Origin of the sequence: Mitsuokella sp. UBA4253, assembly GCF_002395285.1 — a bacterium.
Classification (GTDB): Bacteria; Bacillota; Negativicutes; order Selenomonadales; family Selenomonadaceae; genus Mitsuokella; species Mitsuokella jalaludinii.
Genome location: NZ_DGWR01000016.1, coordinates 156,825 through 178,101 on the forward strand (window position 1 = coordinate 156,825; position 21,277 = coordinate 178,101).

The 21,277-nt window shown below is 52.0% G+C and carries 20 protein-coding genes and 1 tRNA gene; 4 read left to right on the top strand and 17 right to left on the bottom strand.

Translation table 11 applies throughout. The features are described from left to right. Nucleotides 1–43 precede the first annotated feature (43 nt). Together B2X55_RS09495 and rpmE are read right to left on the bottom strand one after the other, a co-directional pair. Nucleotides 44–976 carry a DUF1385 domain-containing protein gene (locus tag B2X55_RS09495; RefSeq protein WP_286821902.1) on the bottom strand — a complete coding sequence of 311 codons (933 nt, stop codon included), beginning with the start codon at nucleotides 974–976 and terminating at the stop codon, nucleotides 44–46. A gap of 145 nt (nucleotides 977–1,121) precedes the next feature. Then, a complete protein-coding gene (gene rpmE / locus B2X55_RS09500) occupies nucleotides 1,122–1,322 on the bottom strand; it encodes a 50S ribosomal protein L31 (protein WP_226868745.1) in 201 nt (66 codons plus the stop codon). A 296-nt stretch (nucleotides 1,323–1,618) separates the two neighbouring features. Here rpmE and clpX point away from each other — a divergent pair, with 296 nt between their 5' ends. Next, on the top strand, nucleotides 1,619–2,920 hold the full coding sequence (gene clpX / locus B2X55_RS09505; protein ID WP_286821903.1) for an ATP-dependent Clp protease ATP-binding subunit ClpX: 1,302 nt from the start codon (nucleotides 1,619–1,621) through the stop codon (nucleotides 2,918–2,920). Between the two features lie 67 nt (nucleotides 2,921–2,987). Here the strand turns inward: clpX and pheA are convergent, their stop codons facing one another. Continuing rightward, nucleotides 2,988–3,833 (bottom strand): prephenate dehydratase, encoded by an 846-nt coding sequence (pheA, locus tag B2X55_RS09510; protein WP_286821986.1) that lies wholly within the window; start codon nucleotides 3,831–3,833, stop codon nucleotides 2,988–2,990. A gap of 27 nt (nucleotides 3,834–3,860) precedes the next feature. Beyond that, nucleotides 3,861–4,520: a 3'-5' exonuclease gene (locus B2X55_RS09515; RefSeq protein WP_226868748.1), complete on the bottom strand. Its 660-nt coding sequence runs from the start codon at nucleotides 4,518–4,520 to the stop codon at nucleotides 3,861–3,863. 186 nt (nucleotides 4,521–4,706) lie between these two features. Here B2X55_RS09515 and B2X55_RS09520 point away from each other — a divergent pair, with 186 nt between their 5' ends. Both B2X55_RS09520 and B2X55_RS09525 read left to right on the top strand, forming a co-directional pair. Beyond that, on the top strand, nucleotides 4,707–5,366 hold the full coding sequence (locus tag B2X55_RS09520) for an HAD family hydrolase (RefSeq protein WP_270528017.1): 660 nt from the start codon (nucleotides 4,707–4,709) through the stop codon (nucleotides 5,364–5,366). Nucleotides 5,367–5,393: 27 nt separating this feature from the next. Beyond that, nucleotides 5,394–5,467: transfer RNA gene (locus B2X55_RS09525), tRNA-Gly, on the top strand. A gap of 615 nt (nucleotides 5,468–6,082) precedes the next feature. Here the strand turns inward: B2X55_RS09525 and B2X55_RS09530 are convergent. The 3 genes from B2X55_RS09530 to B2X55_RS09540 all read right to left on the bottom strand — a co-directional run bounded on the left by B2X55_RS09530 (nucleotide 6,083) and on the right by B2X55_RS09540 (nucleotide 9,138). Then, nucleotides 6,083–6,868 (bottom strand): SDR family NAD(P)-dependent oxidoreductase, encoded by a 786-nt coding sequence (locus tag B2X55_RS09530; protein WP_286821905.1) that lies wholly within the window; start codon nucleotides 6,866–6,868, stop codon nucleotides 6,083–6,085. A 72-nt stretch (nucleotides 6,869–6,940) separates the two neighbouring features. Beyond that, nucleotides 6,941–7,942: an NAD-dependent epimerase gene (locus B2X55_RS09535; RefSeq protein ID WP_286821907.1), complete on the bottom strand. Its 1,002-nt coding sequence runs from the start codon at nucleotides 7,940–7,942 to the stop codon at nucleotides 6,941–6,943. Between the two features lie 29 nt (nucleotides 7,943–7,971). Continuing rightward, nucleotides 7,972–9,138, bottom strand: a complete 1,167-nt coding sequence (locus B2X55_RS09540) for a nucleotide sugar dehydrogenase (RefSeq protein ID WP_286821909.1) — start codon at nucleotides 9,136–9,138, stop codon at nucleotides 7,972–7,974. A gap of 212 nt (nucleotides 9,139–9,350) precedes the next feature. Here B2X55_RS09540 and B2X55_RS09545 point away from each other — a divergent pair, with 212 nt between their 5' ends. After that, nucleotides 9,351–10,373, top strand: coding sequence for a phosphoethanolamine transferase (locus tag B2X55_RS09545; RefSeq protein ID WP_286821910.1), 1,023 nt, complete (start codon nucleotides 9,351–9,353; stop codon nucleotides 10,371–10,373). 31 nt (nucleotides 10,374–10,404) lie between these two features. On the opposite strand, the gene B2X55_RS09550 is transcribed toward B2X55_RS09545, so the two are convergent. The 10 genes from B2X55_RS09550 to rfaE1 all read right to left on the bottom strand — a co-directional run bounded on the left by B2X55_RS09550 (nucleotide 10,405) and on the right by rfaE1 (nucleotide 21,241). After that, nucleotides 10,405–11,412 (bottom strand): glycosyltransferase family 8 protein, encoded by a 1,008-nt coding sequence (locus tag B2X55_RS09550; protein WP_286821911.1) that lies wholly within the window; start codon nucleotides 11,410–11,412, stop codon nucleotides 10,405–10,407. Nucleotides 11,413–11,438: 26 nt separating this feature from the next. Then, entirely contained in the window at nucleotides 11,439–12,425 is a 987-nt protein-coding gene (locus B2X55_RS09555) for a Stealth CR1 domain-containing protein (protein WP_286821912.1), read from the bottom strand. A 45-nt stretch (nucleotides 12,426–12,470) separates the two neighbouring features. Further along, the gene (locus B2X55_RS09560) at nucleotides 12,471–13,412 is read right to left on the bottom strand and encodes a hypothetical protein (protein WP_286821913.1); all 942 of its coding nucleotides are present in this window, start codon (nucleotides 13,410–13,412) and stop codon (nucleotides 12,471–12,473) included. An 82-nt stretch (nucleotides 13,413–13,494) separates the two neighbouring features. Beyond that, complete coding sequence (locus B2X55_RS09565; protein ID WP_286821915.1) at nucleotides 13,495–14,655, bottom strand: glycosyltransferase family 1 protein; 1,161 nt, start codon at nucleotides 14,653–14,655, stop codon at nucleotides 13,495–13,497. Nucleotides 14,656–14,657: 2 nt separating this feature from the next. Then, nucleotides 14,658–15,395, bottom strand: coding sequence for a glycosyltransferase family 2 protein (locus tag B2X55_RS09570; RefSeq protein WP_286821916.1), 738 nt, complete (start codon nucleotides 15,393–15,395; stop codon nucleotides 14,658–14,660). Nucleotides 15,396–15,431: 36 nt separating this feature from the next. Continuing rightward, nucleotides 15,432–16,331: a VirK/YbjX family protein gene (locus tag B2X55_RS09575; protein WP_414683495.1), complete on the bottom strand. Its 900-nt coding sequence runs from the start codon at nucleotides 16,329–16,331 to the stop codon at nucleotides 15,432–15,434. Between the two features lie 148 nt (nucleotides 16,332–16,479). Then, the gene (locus B2X55_RS09580) at nucleotides 16,480–18,492 is read right to left on the bottom strand and encodes an LTA synthase family protein (RefSeq protein ID WP_286821918.1); all 2,013 of its coding nucleotides are present in this window, start codon (nucleotides 18,490–18,492) and stop codon (nucleotides 16,480–16,482) included. A gap of 155 nt (nucleotides 18,493–18,647) precedes the next feature. After that, nucleotides 18,648–19,238: a D-glycero-alpha-D-manno-heptose-1,7-bisphosphate 7-phosphatase gene (locus B2X55_RS09585; protein ID WP_286821919.1), complete on the bottom strand. Its 591-nt coding sequence runs from the start codon at nucleotides 19,236–19,238 to the stop codon at nucleotides 18,648–18,650. Next, a complete protein-coding gene (rfaD, locus tag B2X55_RS09590; RefSeq protein ID WP_286821921.1) occupies nucleotides 19,228–20,214 on the bottom strand; it encodes an ADP-glyceromanno-heptose 6-epimerase in 987 nt (328 codons plus the stop codon). The genes B2X55_RS09585 and rfaD overlap by 11 nt, the downstream gene beginning before the upstream one ends. Nucleotides 20,215–20,257: 43 nt before the next feature. Beyond that, complete coding sequence (gene rfaE1, locus B2X55_RS09595; protein WP_286821922.1) at nucleotides 20,258–21,241, bottom strand: D-glycero-beta-D-manno-heptose-7-phosphate kinase; 984 nt, start codon at nucleotides 21,239–21,241, stop codon at nucleotides 20,258–20,260. Nucleotides 21,242–21,277: the final 36 nt, after the last annotated feature.

Consider the following 21,277-nt stretch of genomic DNA (forward strand, 5'->3'; position numbering starts at 1 on the left):
TTTCACCTCTCAACAGTAATGTATCCCATGCTTGCGACATGAGTCAGGGGACGAGTTCGACCGGCTTCGGCAGAGTCCCCTCCGCATGGCGGTAGTCGACCGTACCCGGGACGATCTCCTCCTCCGGCAGCACGGCCTTGAGCGACTCGATGGCCACGGCCACCATATCGTCCTCCGGCGGGCGCGTCGTCAGGTACTGCAGCCAGAGACCCGGCTTGATGGCCGTCTGGATGATCTTGTTCTCGCTGCGGCCCGCCAGGCGGATGATCTCGTACGAGATGCCCGCGACGACAGGCAGCAGCACGATGCGCGAGGCGATGCGCTCGCCGAGGCTCGGCCAGCCGAGGAAGGCAAAGACGAAAATCGAGACGAGCATGACAATCAAGAGGAAATTCGTGCCGCAGCGCGGGTGAAGGCGCGAGAACTTCTGCACGTTCTCGACCGTCAGCGGCAGACCCGCCTCATAGCAGTGGATTGTCTTGTGCTCCGCCCCGTGGTACTGGAAGACGCGGCGGATGTCCTTCATGCGCGAGATGCCCCAGATGTAGCCGAGGAAGATCGCGAGGCGCAGGAAGCCTTCCATGAGATTGAGGAAGAACGGGTCTTCCGTGATGAAGTGGAAGAGACGTGCCGCGCCCGTCGGGATGGCGATGAAGAGGATGCTCGCGAGCACGAGCGCGAAGACAATCGTACCGGCCATCTCCCTGTCGGAGAGCTGCTCATCCTCCTCACCGGCCATCTTGGCCGAATACGAGAGCGAGCGGATACCGATGACGAGCGACTCGATGAGTGAGACGGTGCCGCGCAGCAGCGGCTTCTTGAGGATGGGATAGCGGTCCGAGATCGAGTTGACATCCTTCGTCTCGACCTGGATCTGGCCGTTCGGGTCGCGCACCGCCGTCGCCGTGAGCTTCGGCCCGCGCATCATGACGCCCTCGATGACGGCCTGGCCGCCCACCATTAGATGATTGCCCATAATTGGGACCTCCTATATTATATGCAAGACAAAATTTTCTTCTACACGTATAGCCTACGGCAGCCTGCTGTATTTTGTCTGGAACCTTTCAGATACAAAATAAAGCAGAGCGAGATTGCTCTGCTCTGCTTCATCATGCTGCATCTTATTTCTTGCCGTAGCGCTTGTTGAACTTCTCGATGCGGCCGCCTGCCTGTACGTCACGCTGACGACCCGTGAAGAACGGATGGCACTTGGAGCAGACATCGACGCGAAGCTCCGGCTGCGTGGAGCCCGTCTTGAACGTGTTGCCGCAACCGCAAGTTACCGTAGCTTCATAGTACTTCGGATGAATACCCTGCTTCATATCTATACACCTCACTTTCCCCCCAGGAACTGGGAATGGATACAAGCTCACTATGCGCGAGCTTGGTTTAGACCTAGCTCCCCTTCTTCGGGGGAAAGCCAGTCAATTTTTGGCTTGAAAACAGACGTCACTACGTCCATTACCGGTCTATTATAGCACAGAGCCCCCGCGCTTGCAAGAAAGCTATGCAAAATCTGCTTGAAAAAAACGGCACGATAGAGGATAATGTTGTTTACAGGGATAATCCAGAACGAATCATCTGCCGCACATACATCACACAGAAAGGATGTTTCTACATGGCAAACGATAAAAAAGACGAACACGTCATAACGCAGCGCTGCAGCTTCTGCAAGCGCGAAGTCGAGATCCACGACTCTCTCGACATGCCGATCTACGACCCGGCCACGGGCTTCGGCATCTGCAAGAACTGCATCAAGGAGCTCGCCCACTACATTGAGCTCCACGAAGAGGACACGGCCAAGAAAAAGGAGCCGGACTTCGCCGCCCAGCTCGACGAGATTCTCGAGAGGAACAAGCCGCACATCATCAAGCAGTACCTCGATGAGTACATCATCAACCAGGACCGCGCGAAGAAGATCCTCTCCGTCGCCGTCTACAACCACTACAAGCGCATGAAGTACGGCTACACGAATGACGACGGCACGGAAATCGAGAAGTCGAACGTCATCATGCTCGGCCCGTCCGGCTGCGGCAAGACGGCGCTGCTCTCCCACCTCTCGAAGCTCCTCGACGTGCCGTTCGCCGTCACGGACGCCTCGAGCCTCACAGAGGCGGGCTTTGTCGGCGCCGATGTAGAGGTCGCCGTCCGCAACCTCTACTATGCAGCCGACAAGGATATCCAGAAAGCCGAGCACGGCATCATCTACCTCGATGAGTTCGACAAGATCGCCCGCAAGTCCGGCGCCAACAACTCCATCACGGCCGACCCGGGCCACGAGGGCGTCCAGCAGGCCCTCCTGAAGATGCTCGAGGGCAACGTCGTCGAGTTCACGGCGCGCGGCCAGCGCAAGCACCCGGAGGCCCCGACCATCAAGGTCGACACGAAGGACATCCTCTTCATCGTCGGCGGCGCCTTCGTCGGCATCGACGACGTCATCGCCAAGCGCCTCCAGAAGGCTGACTCCTCCATCGGCTTCGGCGCCGAGGTCACGAGCAAGAGCGAGAAGCCGACGTTCGACGAGCTCATCCACCAGGTCCGTCCGGAGGACCTCATGCAGTACGGCATCATCCCCGAGATCATCGGGCGCCTGCCGATCATCTGCACGCTCGAGACGCTCGACGAGGACGCCCTGCTGCGCATCCTGACCGAGCCGAAGAACGCGCCCGTCAAGCAGTACGAGAAGCTGCTCGCCATGGACAACGTCAAGCTCGAATTCGCCGAGGACGCCCTGCGCGCCGTCGCCAAGAAGGCCATCGAGCGCAAGACCGGCGCCCGCTCCCTCAAGGGCATCATCGAGGACGTCATGCTCGACGTCATGTACGACATCCCGAAATCAAAAGAGCCGCGCAAGGTCATCATCACGAAGGCCTGCATCAACGAGGGCGAGAAGCCGGAAGTCATCGCACTCGACAAGTAAACGAGCACAAGCAAAAAAGGCATCTGTCACAATCAGACAGATGCCTTTTTGTGTGCCGTTCAGCCGGTCAGGGGTTGGCCCGCACGACCGGGAAACTGCCGAGGTCCTTGAGCCACTTGCTCTTCCTGGCGACGGCTGCCACCGACGTGCGCAGCGCCTCCTCATTGTCCGCGACATCAAGGTCGAAGAAGAAGATGTAGGCGCCGAGCTCCGTGCGCGCCGGGCGCGACTCGATGCGCGTCATGTTGACGCCGCGGTCCGCGAACTCCTTGAGCACATCGTAGAGCGCACCGGCCTTCTGGCCGTCGATCTCGCAGATGACGAGCATCTTCTCCGCCGGGCCGATCGGCGCCTGCGGCGCGGCCGTCACGCGGCGCAGCTCGAAGAAGCGCGTCGCATTCGACATATTGTCCTGGATCTCCTTCGCGACCGTGACGAGGCCGTTGAGCTCGCCGCCGCGCTTCGTGCAGATGGCCGCCGCGCCCATGCCGCGCGGCTCCTTGGCGACAATCTCTGCTGCCCGCGCCGTGCTCGCCACCTTGATGAGCTCCGCCTCCGGATAGTACTGCTGCAAATAGCCGCGGCACTGGGAAATCGGCTGCGGATGCGAGTAGATGAGGCAGATCTTCTGCGTGCCCGGCCTTGCCATGAGCTGATTGTGCACCGGCCAGATTAGCTCGCTCGCGACGAAGAGGTCGTCACTGCGCGCGAGCGTGTCGAGCGTGATGTTGATCGCGCCCTCGAGCGAGTTCTCCACCGGCACGAGACAGCTGTCCACCTCACCGTCCTCCACGGCCTGGATCACCGCAAAGATATCCGGATAAACGAGAAGCTCCGGCCTCTCCGGCAGGAGCCTCGAAAGATACTGTGCGGCAGCTTCGCTGTGTGTTCCCAAAGGGCCAAGAACGCCCATTTTCTTCATTATCCGACATCCTTTCCCTCAGAGGTCCTTCTGGAGTTTCGCGAGCTCCGGGCAGAGATCCCCGATGGAGCTTGCAAGGTCATCCTTCGGCTGCAGGATCTCGAGCACTGGCTTCATCGTCTCCTTGAACTTCGCGTCATCCTGCATGAGCGTCAGGATGGCACTCGTGTTGATCGCATCGGCGAGCGCCGTGTGCTGCGTGCCCTCGAACTTGTGGTCCATTGCGCCGAGCGCGTGCTTGAGCGCGAGGCTGTTGTGCAGGCCCAGGCGGTCGTCGAACTCCTGCTGCAGGTCGACCCAGCGCGCGTTGAGCCAGCCGATGTCGAAATCCGGCAGCTTGTAGCGGCACTCGCTGCGCAGCTGCTTGATGTCCGACATGCTCCACGAGTAGATCTTCGTCTCTTCCTCGCCAACCCAGTCCACAAAATCCTGGAAGCACGCGGCATACGTCTTCTTGTCCGCCACCATCGCCTGCGTGATGCCCGTCAGGCTCGTGATGTGCTTCTTGATGGGGCCGTACTCCGGCTTCACATAACACTGAAACTCCGCTTCCTGCTGGAAGTTCTCGTCGAGGCGCACGGCACCGATCTCGATGACTTCCTCATTGAGCTTGCGGCGCACCTCGCGGAACTCCCGACTGACCGGATTCATCTCCAGGTCTACGACGACATGTTTCATCTATTTTCAACTTCCCTTCATTCGAAGATAGCCTTACCTTTCTATTCTACGGTATCTGCACATTTTCTTCAACAAAAATATATGCTATCATAAACATAGTACTGCAGATTCGCGCCGAATGTCCATCCGGGCATCATGCGCATCCGCACAAGCCGTTACAAGCCATTCATGAAAGGAGCGCCACCCTTGGATTACCGCCTCTACCTCTTCGATTTCGACTACACGCTCGTCAATTCCGAGCCCGCCATCGTCAAATGCTTCCACATCACCCTGCAGAAGCTCGGCTACCCCGATGTGCCCGACGAGCGCATCAAGAAGACCATCGGCCTGCCCATGGTCGAAGCCGTCAAGCGCATCATCGGCACCGCAGACACGGCCGAAGCCGAACACTTCGTCGACGCCTACAGCCCCGAGGCCGACCGCTACATGACACCGGGCACGACCTTCTTCCCCGGCGCCGTCGAGACACTGCGCGCCATCAAGGCCACAGGCGCCAAAGTCGGCATCATCTCCAACAAGACGCACCGCCGCATCCAGGAGAAATTCGACGTCGACCACGTGCCCGAGCTCATCGACCTCATCATCGGCAGCAACGACGTCAAGAGCCACAAGCCAGAGCCAACCGGCCTGCTGCGCGCCATCGACCATTTCCACATGGCCAAAGACGACGTCCTCTACACCGGCGACAGCTACATCGACGCCGAGACCGCCCGCAATGCCGGCGTCGACTTCCTCGCCATCACCACCGGCACCACCAGCGCCGAGACCTTCGCCCGCTACCCCCACATCGCCATCCTGCCCGCCATCGCCGCGCTCAAAGACGAACTTGCAAAAAGCCACGAATAATGGTAAAATAGTTAAGTCAGCGATGACGCGGGCATAGTTCATCGGTAGAATGGAAGCTTCCCAAGCTTTAGAGGGCGGTTCGATTCCGCTTGCCCGCTCCATATGAAACACAACGGCTGCCAGAATCCCAGATTCCGGCAGCCGTTTTAAATTGACGCCCGTACGTCACCGTAGTATAATGTACATAGATAAAAAAGAGCGAACCACTAAGATGGTCAGCTCGGCATATCATAGGGCAAAAATATTTTCAGCCATACAAACAGCGTCTGCTAACGCTGATGGCCACCGTACATCCCGAAAAAGCCGTCTCTGCTAAGACGGCTTTTTTATTTATGCGATGTACGCCGAAGGGTTACTTACGGAATGCGCGGATCAGTTCCAGCAGGAACTTACCGTCGATGACATCGAAGGAAGCCAGCACGACCAGGCTAAGAAAGACCAGCACAAAGAGTGCAGTCAACCCGCAGACCGTGACCACGGCTACCTCCGATGAAAACAAGGCTTCCATCGAAGCAGGCATTCGTCGCGTGATACCAGAGGCATCACGACCCTTTCTCTTTCGGATTTATGCCAAGCATTGCGGCTCGACCACCGATGACCATCATATTGCATCGTAGATGACAGCAAATTGCTGTGTTCGCTCTAGGGAAATATCCCCTGAATCAGTATAGCAAGAAACCACGTCCACATCAACCACTTATCAGATCACATTTCTCTCAGCCCGCCAGATGGCGCCAGAGGTTGCTCAGGGCGATCATCAGGCGATGCGGCAGGATGGATGTGACGATGCGGTGCAGGGTCGAGACGAGGTCCGGCGTAAAGACGGTGAAGCCGTGTTCCGCGGCCCAGAGGGAACGCCGCGCGACGGTCTTCTGGTCCGTCGCGAGTGGGAAGCCCCGGAAGAGGCCGCGCCGGTCCGTCTTCTTGGCCTCGTGGATGAACTCCGTGTCGCGGATCCAGTACGGGCAGATGGCCGTGACCGTGATGCCGCGCGCTACGACCTCCGCCGCCAGCGCGCGGCTGTAGCGCAGGAGGAAGGCCTTCGTCGCCGCATACGCCGCGAGGTACGGGATGGGCTGAAACGCCGCGCACGAGGCGATCTCGAGCACCCGGCTGCCCCGCTCCATGTACGGCAGCGCCCGCTCCGTGAGTTCCGCCGCCGCGCGGCAGTTCAGCGCGATCATGCGCCCCGTCGTCGCCGCCCCGATGTCCGCCGCCATCCCGATGCGGCCAAAGCCAGCCGCATTGACGAGATACCGCACGGCCACCGGCTCCGCCGCCAGCGCCGCCGAAAGCTCCTCCAGCGCGGCTTCCTGCGTCAAGTCCAGCGCAAAGATGCGGCACGGCACAGCCGCTTCCTCCGCGAGCTCCCGCATCCGCTCCCCGCGCCGCGCCACCAGCCAGAGCTCATCGACCGCCTCCCGCGCGAGGAGCCTAGCAAACTCGCGCCCCAGCCCGCTCGACGCCCCCGTGATGAGCGCAATGCGCTTTTTATCCGGCATCCCTATCCCTCTCTTCTCCCTGAATCAGTGGATCATCCATTGCAGACCATGTTGACGGACATCCGATGCACCTCAGTCCTTATAGTAGTCCTTATACCATTCAGCAAACTTGCCCAGCCCTTCTTCAATCGTCGTCGAAGGCTTAAAGTCAAAGTCGCGCTCCAGTTCGCTGACATCTGCATACGTCTGGTAGACGTCGCCGGGCTGCATTGGCAGGAACTCCTTCTTCGCCGTCTTGCCGATAGCCTGCTCCAGGACCTCGATGAAATGCATGAGCTGCTCCGGCTTATTGTTGCCGATGTTGTAGACCTTATAGCGGTCGCCCAGCTCATTGGCCTTGGGCGGATTACAGAGCATATGCTCAATGCCCGTTACAATATCATCGACATACGTGAAATCGCGGTACATGTCTCCGTTATTGTAAATCTGGATAGGTTCTCCCTGGCGGATCTTGTTGGTGAATTTGAAATAAGCCATATCCGGGCGTCCGAACGGACCGTAGACCGTGAAGAAGCGCAGGCCCGTCGCCGGGATGCCATAGAGATGACTGTACGTATACGCCATGAGCTCATCCGACTTCTTCGTCGCTGCGTAGAGACTGATGGGATGGTCGACATTGTCTGTCGTCGAGAAGGGCGTCTTCTTCTGGTTGCCGTAAACCGACGAGCTCGATGCAAAGAGAAGATGCTCTACCTTGTGATGGCGGCAGGATTCAAGAATATTGAAGAAGCCGATGATGTTGGAATCGATATACGAGCGCGGATGGGCAATGCTGTACCGCACACCAGCCTGTGCCGCCAAGTTGACGACAATATCCGGCTGATACTGCTCAAAGAGTGCCATGACCGCCGCTTCATTTGATAAGTCACCCTTGACGAACGTGAACTTCGGATACTCGCGCAGGATCTCCAGGCGACTCTCCTTCAGCCCGACATCGTAATAGTCATTGACATTGTCAAAGCCGACAACCGTCGCCCCGAGCCCCAGCAAACGCTTCGAAAGATGGAATCCGATAAAGCCCGCCGCACCAGTGACCAAGACTTTTTTCTCCGCATCAAATGGTAAATAAGACATGTCCGTCCTTCCTTTCCCTGTCTCAAAAATCAGTCGCGGTCAAAGAGATCGCGCGTGTAGACTTTCTCCCTGACATCCGACAGTGCATCGTCCCAGCGATTCGTGATGATGACGTCGCTAACGCGCTTGAACTCATCCAAATCGCGGATGACGCGTGAACGGTAAAAGTCCGGAGCGTCCAGCGTCGGCTCATAAACCACGACCGGAATGCCCTTTGCCTTGATGCGCTTCATGATGCCCTGGATGGCGGATGCGCGGAAGTTATCCGAATTGCTCTTCATCGTCAGGCGGTAGACACCGACGACTTTCGGATTCTTCTCGATGATCATATCCGAGATGTGGTCCTTACGTGTACGGTTCGCTTCAACGATTGCCGAAATCAGATTCTGTGGCACATCATGGTAGTTTGCCAGCAGTTGCTTCGTGTCCTTCGGCAGGCAATAGCCGCCATAGCCAAAAGACGGATTGTTGTAGAAGTCGCCGATGCGCGGGTCAAGGCAGACACCCTTGATGATATCGCCCGTGTTGAGCCCACGAATCTCCGCATACGAGTCGAGCTCATTGAAATACGCCACGCGCAGCGCCAGATACGTATTCGCAAAGAGCTTGATTGCCTCCGCCTCCGTCGATCCCGTGAAGATCATCGAGATATCCTTCTTGACCGCTCCTTCTGCCAGCAAATTGGCAAAGACATGCGCCCGCTCCGACTTTTCACCGACTACGATACGAGATGGATGCAGGTTGTCGTACAGCGCCTTGCCTTCACGCAAAAACTCCGGCGAGAACATGATATTGTCCGTATGGTACTTCGCCTTCACATGTTCCGTATACCCGACCGGCACCGTTGACTTGATGACCATCACCGCCTGCGGATTGATGGCCAGCACCTCTTCAATGACATTCTCCACCGACGACGTATCAAAGAAGTTCTTCTTCGGATCATAATTCGTCGGAGTTGAGATGATGACAAAGTCAGCACCTGTAAACGCTTCCTTGGCATCCAGCGTCACCTTGAAGTGGATGTCATCGCGCTGCAAGAAAGAAGAGATATCTGCATCAACAATAGGCGACAATCCCTTATTGAGCATCTCCACTTTCTCTGGAACAATATCTAAAGCTATAACATTATTGTGCTGAGCCAAAAGCATGCTGTTTGATAATCCAACATATCCCGTACCCGCAACTGCAATATTCATATTAATATTTCCCTCCAATTTAGATGTTTATTTTATTATATCACCAATTTATTATATTAGAAAGCACTTAATTGATAGCCATTTGTTTCGTCGAAATATTGTACTACGGTTAACGTTATGCTAGAATAATATAAGTTATGTACTGGTTAATGTTATATATAACAGTATTTCCTATCGATCAAGTACTACATTTACATCGTTTAAATGGTCCTATGAATGCATTTGTTCAATTACAGAATAATATCGAGCAAAACAGTGATAATCTAGAGATCAAAGCGTCGGCCATTCCTTCTAGTAAAAAAATTCCTGGTTCCATAATCATTGTTATTGGCGAAAGTGCTAATCGAGATATGATGTCCGCTTTTAACTCTTCATATAGTAAGAACACGACCCCATGGGAAAAAGCATCACGTGGTAAAAATGGTTTTATCTTTTTCGATAATTCATTTGCGAACTTTCCTAATACTGTAATGGCGGTAACTCAAGCACTAACGTCATCCAATCAATACAACGGTATTCCGTTAAAAGATTCTATCGACCTTCTGGATGTAGCACATAAAGCAGGATATCATACCTATTGGCTATCACTCCAAAATAAGAGCACTGTCTCTGATGCAGGGATTACTGTCCTTGCGAATCGTGCAGATACAATAAAGTGGATTCATGGACATGATGAAGCTGTTTTATCTGAATTAAAGAATATCCCTCCTACTGAAAATAATTTCATTATCATACATCTGAACGGAAGCCACTTTCGCTATGACAGACGTGTACCACAAGAGTTTATCGAGAAAAATAACTTAGCAGTAGAATCAAAAACAGATTGGTATAATACATCGCTACAATATACTGATTGTGTATTAAAAGAAATCTATCATTATGGAAAAGAAAGCCTCCATATGCAAGCTATGGTTTATTTCTCTGATCACGGTGAAGATATGGAGTACACACACACATCATCACCATTTCTCTTTGATATGGTGCACATTCCATTCTGGATTTATTTATCGCCAGAGTACCAAGCAGCTTACCACGATACCTACCAATCTTCACGAAAAAATGAAAAAGAAATCTTCACAAACGATTTGATGTTCGAAAGCATTTCTGGTATCATACATGCAGAATCAACTTCTTATCAACCAGAATACGATATAACATCATCAAAATATAATTTATCACGTAATCATGCCTTAACTCTACATGGCAAAAAATACATAAAGGATGATACAGAATAAGAACATGGCCATCATGAAGATGGCCATGTTTTTAAATCCCTATCTTATAACAGAGCTTCAAGATACTATACCAAACCATGCCGGTAAGATAATCCTTAAAACAACCTTTTTCTTTACGATATTTCCCCCAGTATTTAAAGTCATGATAATTCTCTGGTTTCTTTACTGGATATATATTCGTGATTGTCAGCCAAGGTGATAACGCATTATACTGCCGCCACTGTTCATCAAAAGCAGACACCACCATCTGCCAAGGTTTGCGACGACCGGTCCAATGAACGATTACGCTATGCCCTTGATCATATTCACCGCCATCATATACATTATAATCAGATGGCAGGAAATAATTCATTCCATCAAAGACAAGATTCAAGACATCTTGACTCTGTCCAAGAAAGCGCTTCCGCGGTTCGCACTGATAAGAAAAAGCCTGCTCCGTAATATGCTGCTTCTCCCATTCTGAAACATCTACCATCATAACTCCATCATTGAAGTATTTTTCATTTTTGAGATGCAAGAATCCCGCGCGGTAGCCTACGGCCGACTCGCGCTCTGAGACAGTTCCCATTGGCACCCCGTGCATGTCCAAGTACCAGAGCTTATCTAACGGTGCCACACACATCGTATCGGCATCAAGATAAATATAACGTGCAGAATACTCTTTGATAAGTTTCGGCATATACAGGCGTGCATATGTAATACGTGAAAATCGCTCCACTTTAATATGGAAGTCCTGGAAAGGCTCCATATTAAGATGATATAGGATACACATACAATGCCACTTCTGAGCCAATGTATTTATCTTATTTGCATTTTCTTCACTGTAGCCATCGGTAAAAATATGAAACACGATTGGCACATCCTGATTGTTTTCAAGAACCGAAACCATCGAAGCTCCCATGATAGGAATGAATGCATTATTTACATTATAACAGATATGATAAATTGGCCTATTATTATGTATATTTAAATGTTTATATTCTTTTTTGGAAATCAAAAAGTTTTCTGTATTAAAGAACTCATCACTAAAAGTCTTCATATAACCACCCTTATAATATAATAATATCATAATTCGAATTGAGATTTTTCTGGATATAACATCTGATAAAATTCTCGCATCTTCATTTTATCGGTTTTCCTACATCTAGAATCCGCATTGACACAAAAAACATACGGTTTAAATCTCAATATCTGTTTACGAGTTTTTTCGTCTTCTGAACCACAATAACACTCCCAAGAATAATCTTTCGCTTTATGAATATGTTTCTGCCAAAAGGTTGGTGGATTAATAACTTTTGACTCTGCATGTTTGCTATATACCATATCCAATCCGAAAATACTTCTAGATATCCCAGATGAATCTCGAAAACGCATATGTTCCGTTTTTTGAAAATCATCCTTATACTTCTCTAGCACTTCACGAAACAATGTTTTTGTATATGCATCAATAGTATGAGCTAATACCCAGAAGCTATTTTCCCCATACCTATTATTGAGGATTTTCCAAACATTCATATTGGTTTTCATCCAAGTGCTTACAGAACTATACTTTTTATCAAAATCATCCATATTATTTATACACGAAAATTTCTCATATGGTTTTACAAAGACAATCGGCTCTTTTTCATTCCTAAAGAAGAACTCCGGTGTTATCGGTCGTCCAAAAAACATATCATCATTTCCATATAAGAATTGCTCCGATAATCCTGGAATATTAGTAATATGCCTTTCAATAACAGGAGATACAAAGCAAGGAATAATATCAGTCGACATAATTTGCGAGTGATCTATAATTGTTACCTTTTTACAATCTTGATTTAACCATTTAGGAATCTGCCGATCTGTCACAATATAGACATGATTAATCCACGGAGCATACATCGTCAATGAGCGCAAAGAATATCGCAATTCTTCATTATCAACAAAACGATGATCTCCAACAGAATCACTATCATGTATCTTTTTTTCTTTTTTTAGATAAAAATTTTTTCTTGCAAGAAACGCAGGATCATTCCCATCGCACCAACAATATACCATATCTATTTGATTCATAATAAAACTCCACCTTGTTTAGATACATTGCTTATGCAGCAGATTTCATGTGTTTTTATCAAATAAATCATCATTTTGAAGTTTAGACAATATTTCTGGATAATGCTGCAGAACTGCTCGTATTTGTAAATCATTTCCGCCCTCTCTATTGTTATAAGAGCTCAATGTATTGATCCCTTTATCTTGTTCTTCAGGATTAATATACCGCAAAGGGTACGCACCACCCTTTACAATTTTAGTTTTCGTTCCTTGAAGCACCGCCATTGCATTAAACCAAACATCATCCGCTCGTGGACAATATTTCATAAAAAGATTCTCATTTAAAATATCTTTATAAAGGAGCTTCCTATCATACAGCACACCACCAACACCTGTAAAAAAGTTCAAATATGAGGGTGTATTTATCCGATTTTTTGTAGAAAACTTCCATTTTGAATACGGACGAATTCCGGCTTTATTTAATTGAATACGATGTGCCCTATAAGCAATGATACATCCTGGTTTTTTCTTATGCTCCTGCATTAATTTTTTTAACATGTATTTAGGATAATAAATATCATCATCTACCGTAACAATCAAAAAGTTACTATCTGCCTGTAATGCGGGTATTAACTTTTTGAATGATTTTAAATCTTTCACAAAATTAATACTTAGTCCATTATCTTTCAACTTTATCAAATCATCCGGCAGATCTGCTTCTCGATGAGGAAATTCCTCTTTCCCTAACCAAAGTATAATACGGTCCGGTTTATAACTTTGTTGCAGTAACGAATAAATCGCATATTTTACTTCATGAATCCTAGCAGGAAAAGATGTCAATGAAATAATAACCCGTTCACAATTTGGGTGCTGTTCAATACCTAAACCTTGAAAAGAACTTATTTTTCGATCTAAAAACTCTTTATCAAGGGATTTGCCAAGATGATGTAGTATCCTTTTTTTTATAAAATTTACATATGTATACGCCTTTCTTTTCAAGTCCCTCATACGTCTCTCCCTTTTAATAAACATCAAAAATCCTATTAAATTAATTCGTTTAGTATACTTAAAAATCTATATTGTCCAGCCCTTAGTCTTTTCGCTTAAGAACAATAGAAAAAACTCCTATAATACGCTGAATCAATTTATCCTGGCCATACTTCGCATTGGCTCCCATCAGACCTTGACGATATACATCTGCCTTTTCAGGAAAGGTATTGACGAATTGCTCCAACTGCTTAGAAAATACATCTACTGAATCGAGCTTGACCGCTTCACCAATCTTGAACTCGCTCAGGATCTCCGGGTTCATCTCGGGCGACTGCAAGACAGGCTTGTAGTAGCCGATTGCGGTAAACAGCATGGCACTTGGCTGATAGCGGTAACGCTCAGCACCGTATGGCAAGAGCAGGACATCTATATCCATAAGCTCGCGCTGCCATTCAATGCCCAAGAGGTTCTTGTGCAGGAAGCGGATATTATCGTGCGATGCATACTCTCGTCTCAATCGCTCAAAGTCGTCGCTGTCTGCCTGCATCACGGTTGCGCCCTGCACGACAAGCTCGACAGGATTCGTGAAAGTCGCCTTGACAAATGCCTGCAGGAAAAAGTCTAAATTCTTCTCGCGACGATACTGTCCGAAAAAACCGAGTCGCAGTGGATCATGAACATGAAACTCCGGCGTTACTGGCAAGTCAAAAGGAACGTAGACGGGTGCCATGACCGTGTGGAAATTGGGGCAGTCCGCCAGTTCAGGGAACGAAGTCTGCAAGCCAAGAGCGCCGAGATGGATATTCGAATATGAACGAAGACTCTTGACGCCATCGCAAAATCGCGCCCTATCCTTCGGCATGATACCGTGAAACAGAAATAAAACAGGAACAGGGCTGTTCTTGATTGCACTGTTCCGGACAGAGCGCATGACGCGCCAGCTGTTCGTCGGTACGACGATGGCATCGCAACGGCCCTGCTCTGCCTTACGGCAGGCGCTGTTAAACCAGGCCAGGCGACGGCGCTCTCGCTGGAATGACAGCCAGAGCCGCTTGAGACGCCCTGCTCCTGCATATGATATCGCCTCGCCGCCGTCCAGATACTCGACATCACAGTGATAGTCCAGCTTGAAGGGGAAGTGCTCTGGCACAAAGAAGACAGGCTCATGCCCCTGCTTCTTGAGCTCTTCCACCAGGATGCGGTCAAATTCGACTTCATGACCTGCGGGCATGACGATGGACTCTAGAATCGCAACGCGCATATTCAGTCTCCTTTCCGCTGCAGCTCATGGAGCTTCAGATACTTGAGCATGGTGTAGAAAAAATGGGTACAACACAGGTACGACCCAAGCCAGCCATCCAGGAAGCCGCGACGTACGACGAACATCTTAAAGAAGCCACCTAAGCTGTGCATGAAAATACTCGCCATGGATATGCGTTTGCCCCTCTTGTAGGCATCTTCTGCCCAGATGGTCGTATACAGACAGAGCTTCTCTTCCCACTCATGCCAGTCCTCATAGGTATGGTGCTCGATGTAGCCGGGCAGGCGCTTTGCAGGAAGCTGACACTCGGGGCGTTCATGGACTTTGTTGACCCATGTGACGCTTTCCCTCGGGAACATGCGCAGGACGTGATCGGGATAGAGCACGCCATAGCTGAACGTCACGCCGAAGGCGACGGATTTCCGCGTGATGGCATACTGCCCATCCATCTTTCCAGATGATACGATGCGCTGAATCTCATGTATGAGTTCATCGTTGAGGCGTTCATCTGCATCGAGGTAGAGCACCCAGTCGGCTTTTGTCTGGTTCAGTGCAAAATTGCGCTGGGCAGAGAAGTCGTCCGTCCAGGCACGGAAGCTGACCTTCGCGCCGTGTTCCTTTGCCAAGGCAACGGTCTGGTCGGTGCTACCTGAGTCGATGATGATGACCTCATTCGTGCATTTCTTGGCATTTTCCACCACCGGGACGATATTCTCTTCTTCATTGTGCGTCAGAATCAAAATTGCCAGTGAGCTCATAATTTCCTCATTCTCTCGTCATTTCAACAGTGCACGGACCTTCTCAGCAATCGATGCGTCAACTTCATCGAGCAGGGCGTAGCGCTTGCGGTAGTTGGCGCGCTTGCGCGTGGGGACTTCTTCCATGGTCTTGCGGTATTCTGTCATCGGCAGCTCGTAGAAGCGCTGGTCGGCGCAGGGACGGCCGCCCGACTCCTTCCAGAAGTCGCTGAAGCTCGTCTTGAGCTTGCGGTCGCGGCGGATGTGGTTGTTCGCATAGTAGCCGTAGTTCGTGACAGCGTAGATGTGTTTGAGTCCGAGTGCTTTCGCCACTTCCTGCGTTGCGTGCAGGATGAAGTTCTTCGTGCGGTAGGCGTGGCAGCGCTTTGTGACCTTCTTGACGATGTCCTTGGCATTCTCCATGTTCGGCCCCTGCATGGCGCCGATCCAGAGTGCCCACTCACCGGCCTTGTTGGGCGCAATCCAGAACATCATCTGGTAGAGGTCCGCATCATCGAGGCGCAGCACGACGGACAGGAGCCCTTCCTTGCGCTGGCCGGGACGATAGGTGAGCTCAAAGCGGAGATGTCCGGCTTCATCATGGCTCTCCCAGAGAATGTACGGCGTCTCGCTATAGAGGCCGATGACTACATCCTCCTTGAGATGCTTTGCCAGATAATCCATATGTTGCTCCACAAGCTTGGCACGCTCAGCGAATGTCGATTTATTGTAGAAGAAGGCGCGTGTCGGCTGTTCATAGACAAACGGATTCTCCTCAGCCACCTTAGCAAGGAGTGCATTGCGCGAAAAGAACTGGTGCAGCCGCTCCATCCGCTGGTTATGGCAGAGGCACCTTGCCACAAAGACGACCAAGCGCTTCATACCGCGTGAGCGCTTCGTATTGTAAAAAATCTTTCCTACTTTTATATAGTCCAGCATGCATTCCATTCCTTTTAAATATTCTACAAGATGACCTCGTCATCCTTCTCATCATAAGTTTACTCTAAACAAGTCCATTGTGCAAATAAAAAGCAAAGCCCTGTCTTTCGACAGGGCAATATAGCTTCGTGATATCGCATCGCAGGAATCAACTGCGCAACTGCTCGATATGGCGGATGGTCCAGCCAGTCAGTTCACACCAAGCCTCTTGCTCCTCCTTGAAGCGTTCGCAGTCTCTATGTATCGGCAAGGCCTCTGCCGACGTAAAGAGCGCCTGCTCGATATGCTCGCTGTAACTGCCGATGGCGTCCTTCGTCATCCAGCAGTACGGCGTGACCACATGGTTCATCGGCTCAAACAGCGAGGGCTGGATGGCATAATAGGCAAAATCTTGTGGAGCAATGAGCTCAATCAGTGTTGGCAGGATGTTCATATGGCTGCCGATCTGACAGCCTTGAAACATCTCAGGCGTCAAATCAGGATGGCTCATGGCAAATGAGGTCAGGAAACGCTCGCGCAAGTTCGGTTCACGGCGCGGCACGATGTCAAAATCAAGCGGCAGGACACCGGCAGCATGATCGCCGGTCACGATGAAGAGGCTGTCTGGATACCGCGCTTTCATGGCGCGGACAAATTTCATCGCGGACTGATCCGCATACCAGGCCGACGCCATGCGGCGCCAGTTCTTCTTGTCGCGGCGCAGTGCTTCGGGCATCTCTGGCATGACCTTGTCGATGTCAAAGCCAAGTTCTTCGAATGGCAGCAGATAAGGGCCGTGATGCGAAGTCGTGTAGATAAAATGGAATGACGGCTGTTCAGCGTTGTCCTTCTCAATGCACCTTGCCACCTCGCCTAGAAAAATATGATCGTAAACACCAAGCCAAGTGTGCGGTGCCTCCTTGCCGCAGATATCCGGACCGCCGAAACTCCGGTCAAAGCCGACGCTCGGGATAAAATGATCGAGGCTGCTCCATGTCAGTGGGCCGCCATACCAGAAATTCGTCTGATAGCCCAGCTTCTTCAGCTGATTTGGCAGAGATGTCGGCAAAGCGCCCTTCCAGAACTCCTGATTTTCATTGAGTTCCATATCGGCATCGAAAATGCCTGACAATAAACTGACAATGGACGGCTGTGAGACCATTCCGCCCGGCAGGAAATTCTCTATCGATATCGTATGCGGGTCCCTTCGAAACGCCTTACTCGCCTCCATAAGATGGAGTTTCTCATAGAGCGGATCAAACGCACTCTGTGCATGACTTTCCAAGAAGAGCAGGAATATGTGGCTCGGCTTCTGGATGCGCGCACCAGCTGCGCGATGTTCAAAGGCTTCAAACGGAAGTACCGCTTCCCCCTTTTTCTCCGGCAGGACTGGCGCCATGATTTTCCGTGCTTCTTCATCACTGTGCTGCAAGGACGGATGGAGTTTCTGATGCCAGAGCTTCTCAAGGATAATCAGGTCATCGATGACGGCCTTGCCCATGAAGACATCGTCTTTGACGACCGCCGGGACCTCATCCCATTCCGGCTTGCGGCGATGGCGGAAGGTGCCGCCATAACGGAACCAGTAGAAGACAGCTACTGCCGTCAGGAAAAATATCGTGTTGAACGCATACTGTCCGCCGACTGTGTCAAAGGCCGGATACGGGGCGGACGGTAGCGCGAGCAGCCACGAGGATGCCAAATAGCACAGTCCGATGTACGGGATGTAGCTCAACAGGATCCAGATGCCGTGATTCTGGTTGAAGAAGATATCCACAAAGTTCTTCTTGTCGGCATGGCGTCCCAACAGCAAGAGATGATTGTAGATATCGTGAAAATGGTAATAGAATATGAGCCGTCCAATAAATGCCGTATATAACACGACGGCATAGATGAGCAGTCCCGCCTGGCGTACCGTGTCGCCTATCGCGTAATAAGAAGCGAAGAACGCACCGGGAATCGAGACGAGCACCATGGAGTACAGGAAAACATAGGCATTGAAGTCCATGCCCCACCAGAAACCATAACGGAAACACGTCAGCCACTTGCGCCATTCACCAGAAGGCGTCTTCTTGTCGCGGTAGATCAGGATAAAGGCCAAACGGAATAGCGCACAGAGGATTGGCGGCAGTACGGCCAGCTTGAAATCCTGTTGCACACCGGCAAAGAACATAGAAAACATCGAAGTCACACCTCTACAAATATACATACCAAAGACATATGCACATTACCTTCTATAAAATATCAAAATATCGGATAAGTCAACTAACATTGTAATGGGTCAAACCGGAATAAGCAAGAGCCCTTTTGACAGAAGCAAAAGGGCTCTTGTAATGATCATATAGAATGAGCTACCAGCTCGAGCAGACTGCCGCCCTCGTAGCGCAGTCCCTTGAGGCCGGCGTTCTTGGCGCAGAGCATGTCGCTGTCGCTGTCGCCGACGAAGCAGGACTTGGTGCGGTCGATGTGGAAGCGGGCGCAGGCGGCGTCGATGAGGCCGGTGGCGGGCTTGCGGCAGTGGCAGGCTTTGCGGTATGCGGGGAGCTTTGCCTCGGGGTGATGCGGGCAGTAGTAGAGGGCGTCAAGGTGGGCGCCGACTTTCTGGAGCTCGCAGTTCATCCAGTCGTAGACGCGCTGGACGTCGCTCTCGGGATAGTAGCCGCGGGCGACGCCGGACTGGTTCGTCACGAGGATGGCGAGGTAGCCGCGGTCGTTGACGTAGCGGATGGCTTCTTTGGCGCCGGGGATCCAGATGAAGTCTTCGGGGCGGTGCAGGTAGTGGATGTCGACGTTGAGAGTGCCGTCGCGGTCGAAGAAGACGGCCCTTCGGGGGACCTCATCCGTCAGCCTGCGGCTGCCACCTTCCCCAAAGGAGAAGGCTTTACGCGCCGAAGACACTGTCAGAGAAGAAGGCTTTTTATTTGCCATACTCAAAATAACCGCCCTGGTTGAGGAAGTCGACGTATTCTTTTACGGCTTCGTCCATGTCGGTGAAGCCCTGGTCGTAGCCGGCGGCGAGGAGATGCGTCGTGTCGGACTCAGTGAAGTTCTGGTACTTGCCCTTGAGGACTTCCGGGAAGTCGCGGTAGGCGATCTCGCCTTTGCCCATGGCCTTGATGACGGCCTTTGCTACTTCGTTGTAGCTGTGGGCATGGCCGGTGCCGCAGTTGTAGATGCCGGACGGGCCGTGGTTCTCCCAGAACCAGAGGTTGACGCGCACGACGTCCTTGACGTAGACGAAATCGCGGCGCTGCTCGCCGTCCTCGACGGGCTTGTCGGCGATCTCACCCCAGCCGCGGAACAGGCGCGCCTTGCCCGTCTCGTTGATCTGGTTGTAGAGCTGGTAGAAGATGGAGGCCATCTTGCCCTTGTGGTGCTCCTGCGGGCCGTAGACGTTGAAGTACTTGAGGCCGACGATCTGGCTGTGGGCCTCTGGCATGACCTGGCGCACGTAACGGTCGAAGGCGAGCTTCGAGAAGGCGTACGGATTCAGGGCGTCCTCACATGCATCGCCCTCGCGGAAGCCGTTCTTGCCGCCGCCGTACGTCGAGGCGGACGAGGCGTACATGAAGGGGATGCGGTGCTGCAGGCAGAAGTGCAGCAGGGACTTCGAGTACTCGTAGTTCGTGCGCATCATGAAGTTGACGTCGTACTCCATCGTGTCGGAGCAGGCGCCCTCGTGAAAGACGGCGTCGATGTCCGTGCCGTCGAAGTCGTCGTCCTCGATGCTCTGAAGGAAGTCGTCCTTGTACTGGTAGTCGATGAACTGCAGGCCGCGGAGGTTCTTGTAGTTCTGGCCGTCCTTGAGGTCGTCGACGATCAGGATGTCCGTGCGGCCGCGGCGGTTGAGTTCTTTGACGATGTTGCTGCCGATGAAACCGGCACCACCTGTTACGATAATCATGTGGATTCCTCCTGTATAAGTTCACTAAGTGACTGTTTGCTCTTTATTCGCCCTTGAGCACCTTCATGAGTTCGTCGCGGCTGACGGCATAGGTGCCGAGCTTGGCGACGACGACGCTGGCGGCGAGGTTGGCCATGTAGGCGCCGTCGCGCGGCGAGAGGCCGCCGGCCAGGGCCATGGCGAAGACGGCGATGACGGTGTCACCGGCACCGGAGACGTCGAAGACTTCCTGTGCTTTCGTCGGGATGTGGACGACTTCTGCCTCGCGCACGAGCGAGAGGCCCTCTTCGGAGCGGGTGACGATGATGTTGCGCAGCTTGAACTTGCGCATGACGTAGTGTGCGGCTTTCTCGACGGCCTTGTCCTCGTTGCGGATGGGCTCGAGGAGTACCGCATTGATCTCCTTGAGGTTCGGCGTGATGTAGTCGGCATGCGCATACTTGGCCCAGTTCGTGCCCTTCGGGTCGACGACGACGGGCACGCCGTGGGCGTGGCAGGCCTGGATGATCTTCTGGCAGTTCTGCTCGGTGCAGGAGCCCTTGCCGTAGTCGGAGATGATCACGCAGTCGAGGCTCTCGTTGAGCTTCTGGTTGATGTAGTGGAGGAAGCGGTCGGCATAGGGACCAGTGATCGGTGCGGACTCCTCGAAGTCGAGACGCATCATCTGCTGGTGGCCGCCGATGACGCGGAGTTTCGTCGTCGTCGGGCGGTCGGTCGTGATGAGGCCGTGGTAGTCGATGCCGCGGGCCGTGAATTTGTCGAGCAGGCTCTGGCAGTGGTAGTCCTCGCCGACGAAGCCCGCGATGCTCGTCTCACAGCCGAGCAGGGCGAGGTTGTGGGCGACGTTGGCCGCACCGCCTAAGGTCTCCTTCGTCTCGAGCACGTGCGTGATCGGCACAGGCGCCTCGGGCGAGATGCGCGTGACCTCGCCGTAGTAGTACTTGTCGAGCATGACATCGCCGACGACGAGGATCTTGCAGCGCGCCGTGCGCTGAGCGACAAAATCATAAAGCTGTTCGTTTTCCATTTTACACCTCTCAATGTATCCCTAGCTCAAAGTCGA

Bases quoted from the DNA above. Each gene is read 5' to 3' on its own strand.
- B2X55_RS09565 (WP_286821915.1), bottom strand. From the start codon at position 14,655: ATGCGCGTTGCGATTCTAGAGTCCATCGTCATGCCCGCAGGTCATGAA.
- B2X55_RS09580 (WP_286821918.1), bottom strand. From the start codon at position 18,492: ATGTTTTCTATGTTCTTTGCCGGTGTGCAACAGGATTTCAAGCTGGCC.
- B2X55_RS09530 (WP_286821905.1), bottom strand. From the start codon at position 6,868: ATGCCGGATAAAAAGCGCATTGCGCTCATCACGGGGGCGTCGAGCGGG.
- rfaE1 (WP_286821922.1), bottom strand. From the start codon at position 21,241: ATGGAAAACGAACAGCTTTATGATTTTGTCGCTCAGCGCACGGCGCGC.
- rfaD (WP_286821921.1), bottom strand. From the start codon at position 20,214: ATGATTATCGTAACAGGTGGTGCCGGTTTCATCGGCAGCAACATCGTC.
- clpX (WP_286821903.1), top strand. From the start codon at position 1,619: ATGGCAAACGATAAAAAAGACGAACACGTCATAACGCAGCGCTGCAGC.
- B2X55_RS09545 (WP_286821910.1), top strand. From the start codon at position 9,351: ATGAATGCATTTGTTCAATTACAGAATAATATCGAGCAAAACAGTGAT.
- B2X55_RS09495 (WP_286821902.1), bottom strand. From the start codon at position 976: ATGGGCAATCATCTAATGGTGGGCGGCCAGGCCGTCATCGAGGGCGTC.
- B2X55_RS09575 (WP_414683495.1), bottom strand. From the start codon at position 16,331: ATGCTGGACTATATAAAAGTAGGAAAGATTTTTTACAATACGAAGCGC.
- B2X55_RS09555 (WP_286821912.1), bottom strand. From the start codon at position 12,425: ATGAATCAAATAGATATGGTATATTGTTGGTGCGATGGGAATGATCCT.
- B2X55_RS09540 (WP_286821909.1), bottom strand. From the start codon at position 9,138: ATGAATATTGCAGTTGCGGGTACGGGATATGTTGGATTATCAAACAGC.
- B2X55_RS09560 (WP_286821913.1), bottom strand. From the start codon at position 13,412: ATGAGGGACTTGAAAAGAAAGGCGTATACATATGTAAATTTTATAAAA.
- B2X55_RS09515 (WP_226868748.1), bottom strand. From the start codon at position 4,520: ATGAAACATGTCGTCGTAGACCTGGAGATGAATCCGGTCAGTCGGGAG.
- B2X55_RS09585 (WP_286821919.1), bottom strand. From the start codon at position 19,238: ATGGCAAATAAAAAGCCTTCTTCTCTGACAGTGTCTTCGGCGCGTAAA.
- B2X55_RS09550 (WP_286821911.1), bottom strand. From the start codon at position 11,412: ATGAAGACTTTTAGTGATGAGTTCTTTAATACAGAAAACTTTTTGATT.
- B2X55_RS09535 (WP_286821907.1), bottom strand. From the start codon at position 7,942: ATGTCTTATTTACCATTTGATGCGGAGAAAAAAGTCTTGGTCACTGGT.
- pheA (WP_286821986.1), bottom strand. From the start codon at position 3,833: ATGGGCGTTCTTGGCCCTTTGGGAACACACAGCGAAGCTGCCGCACAG.
- rpmE (WP_226868745.1), bottom strand. From the start codon at position 1,322: ATGAAGCAGGGTATTCATCCGAAGTACTATGAAGCTACGGTAACTTGC.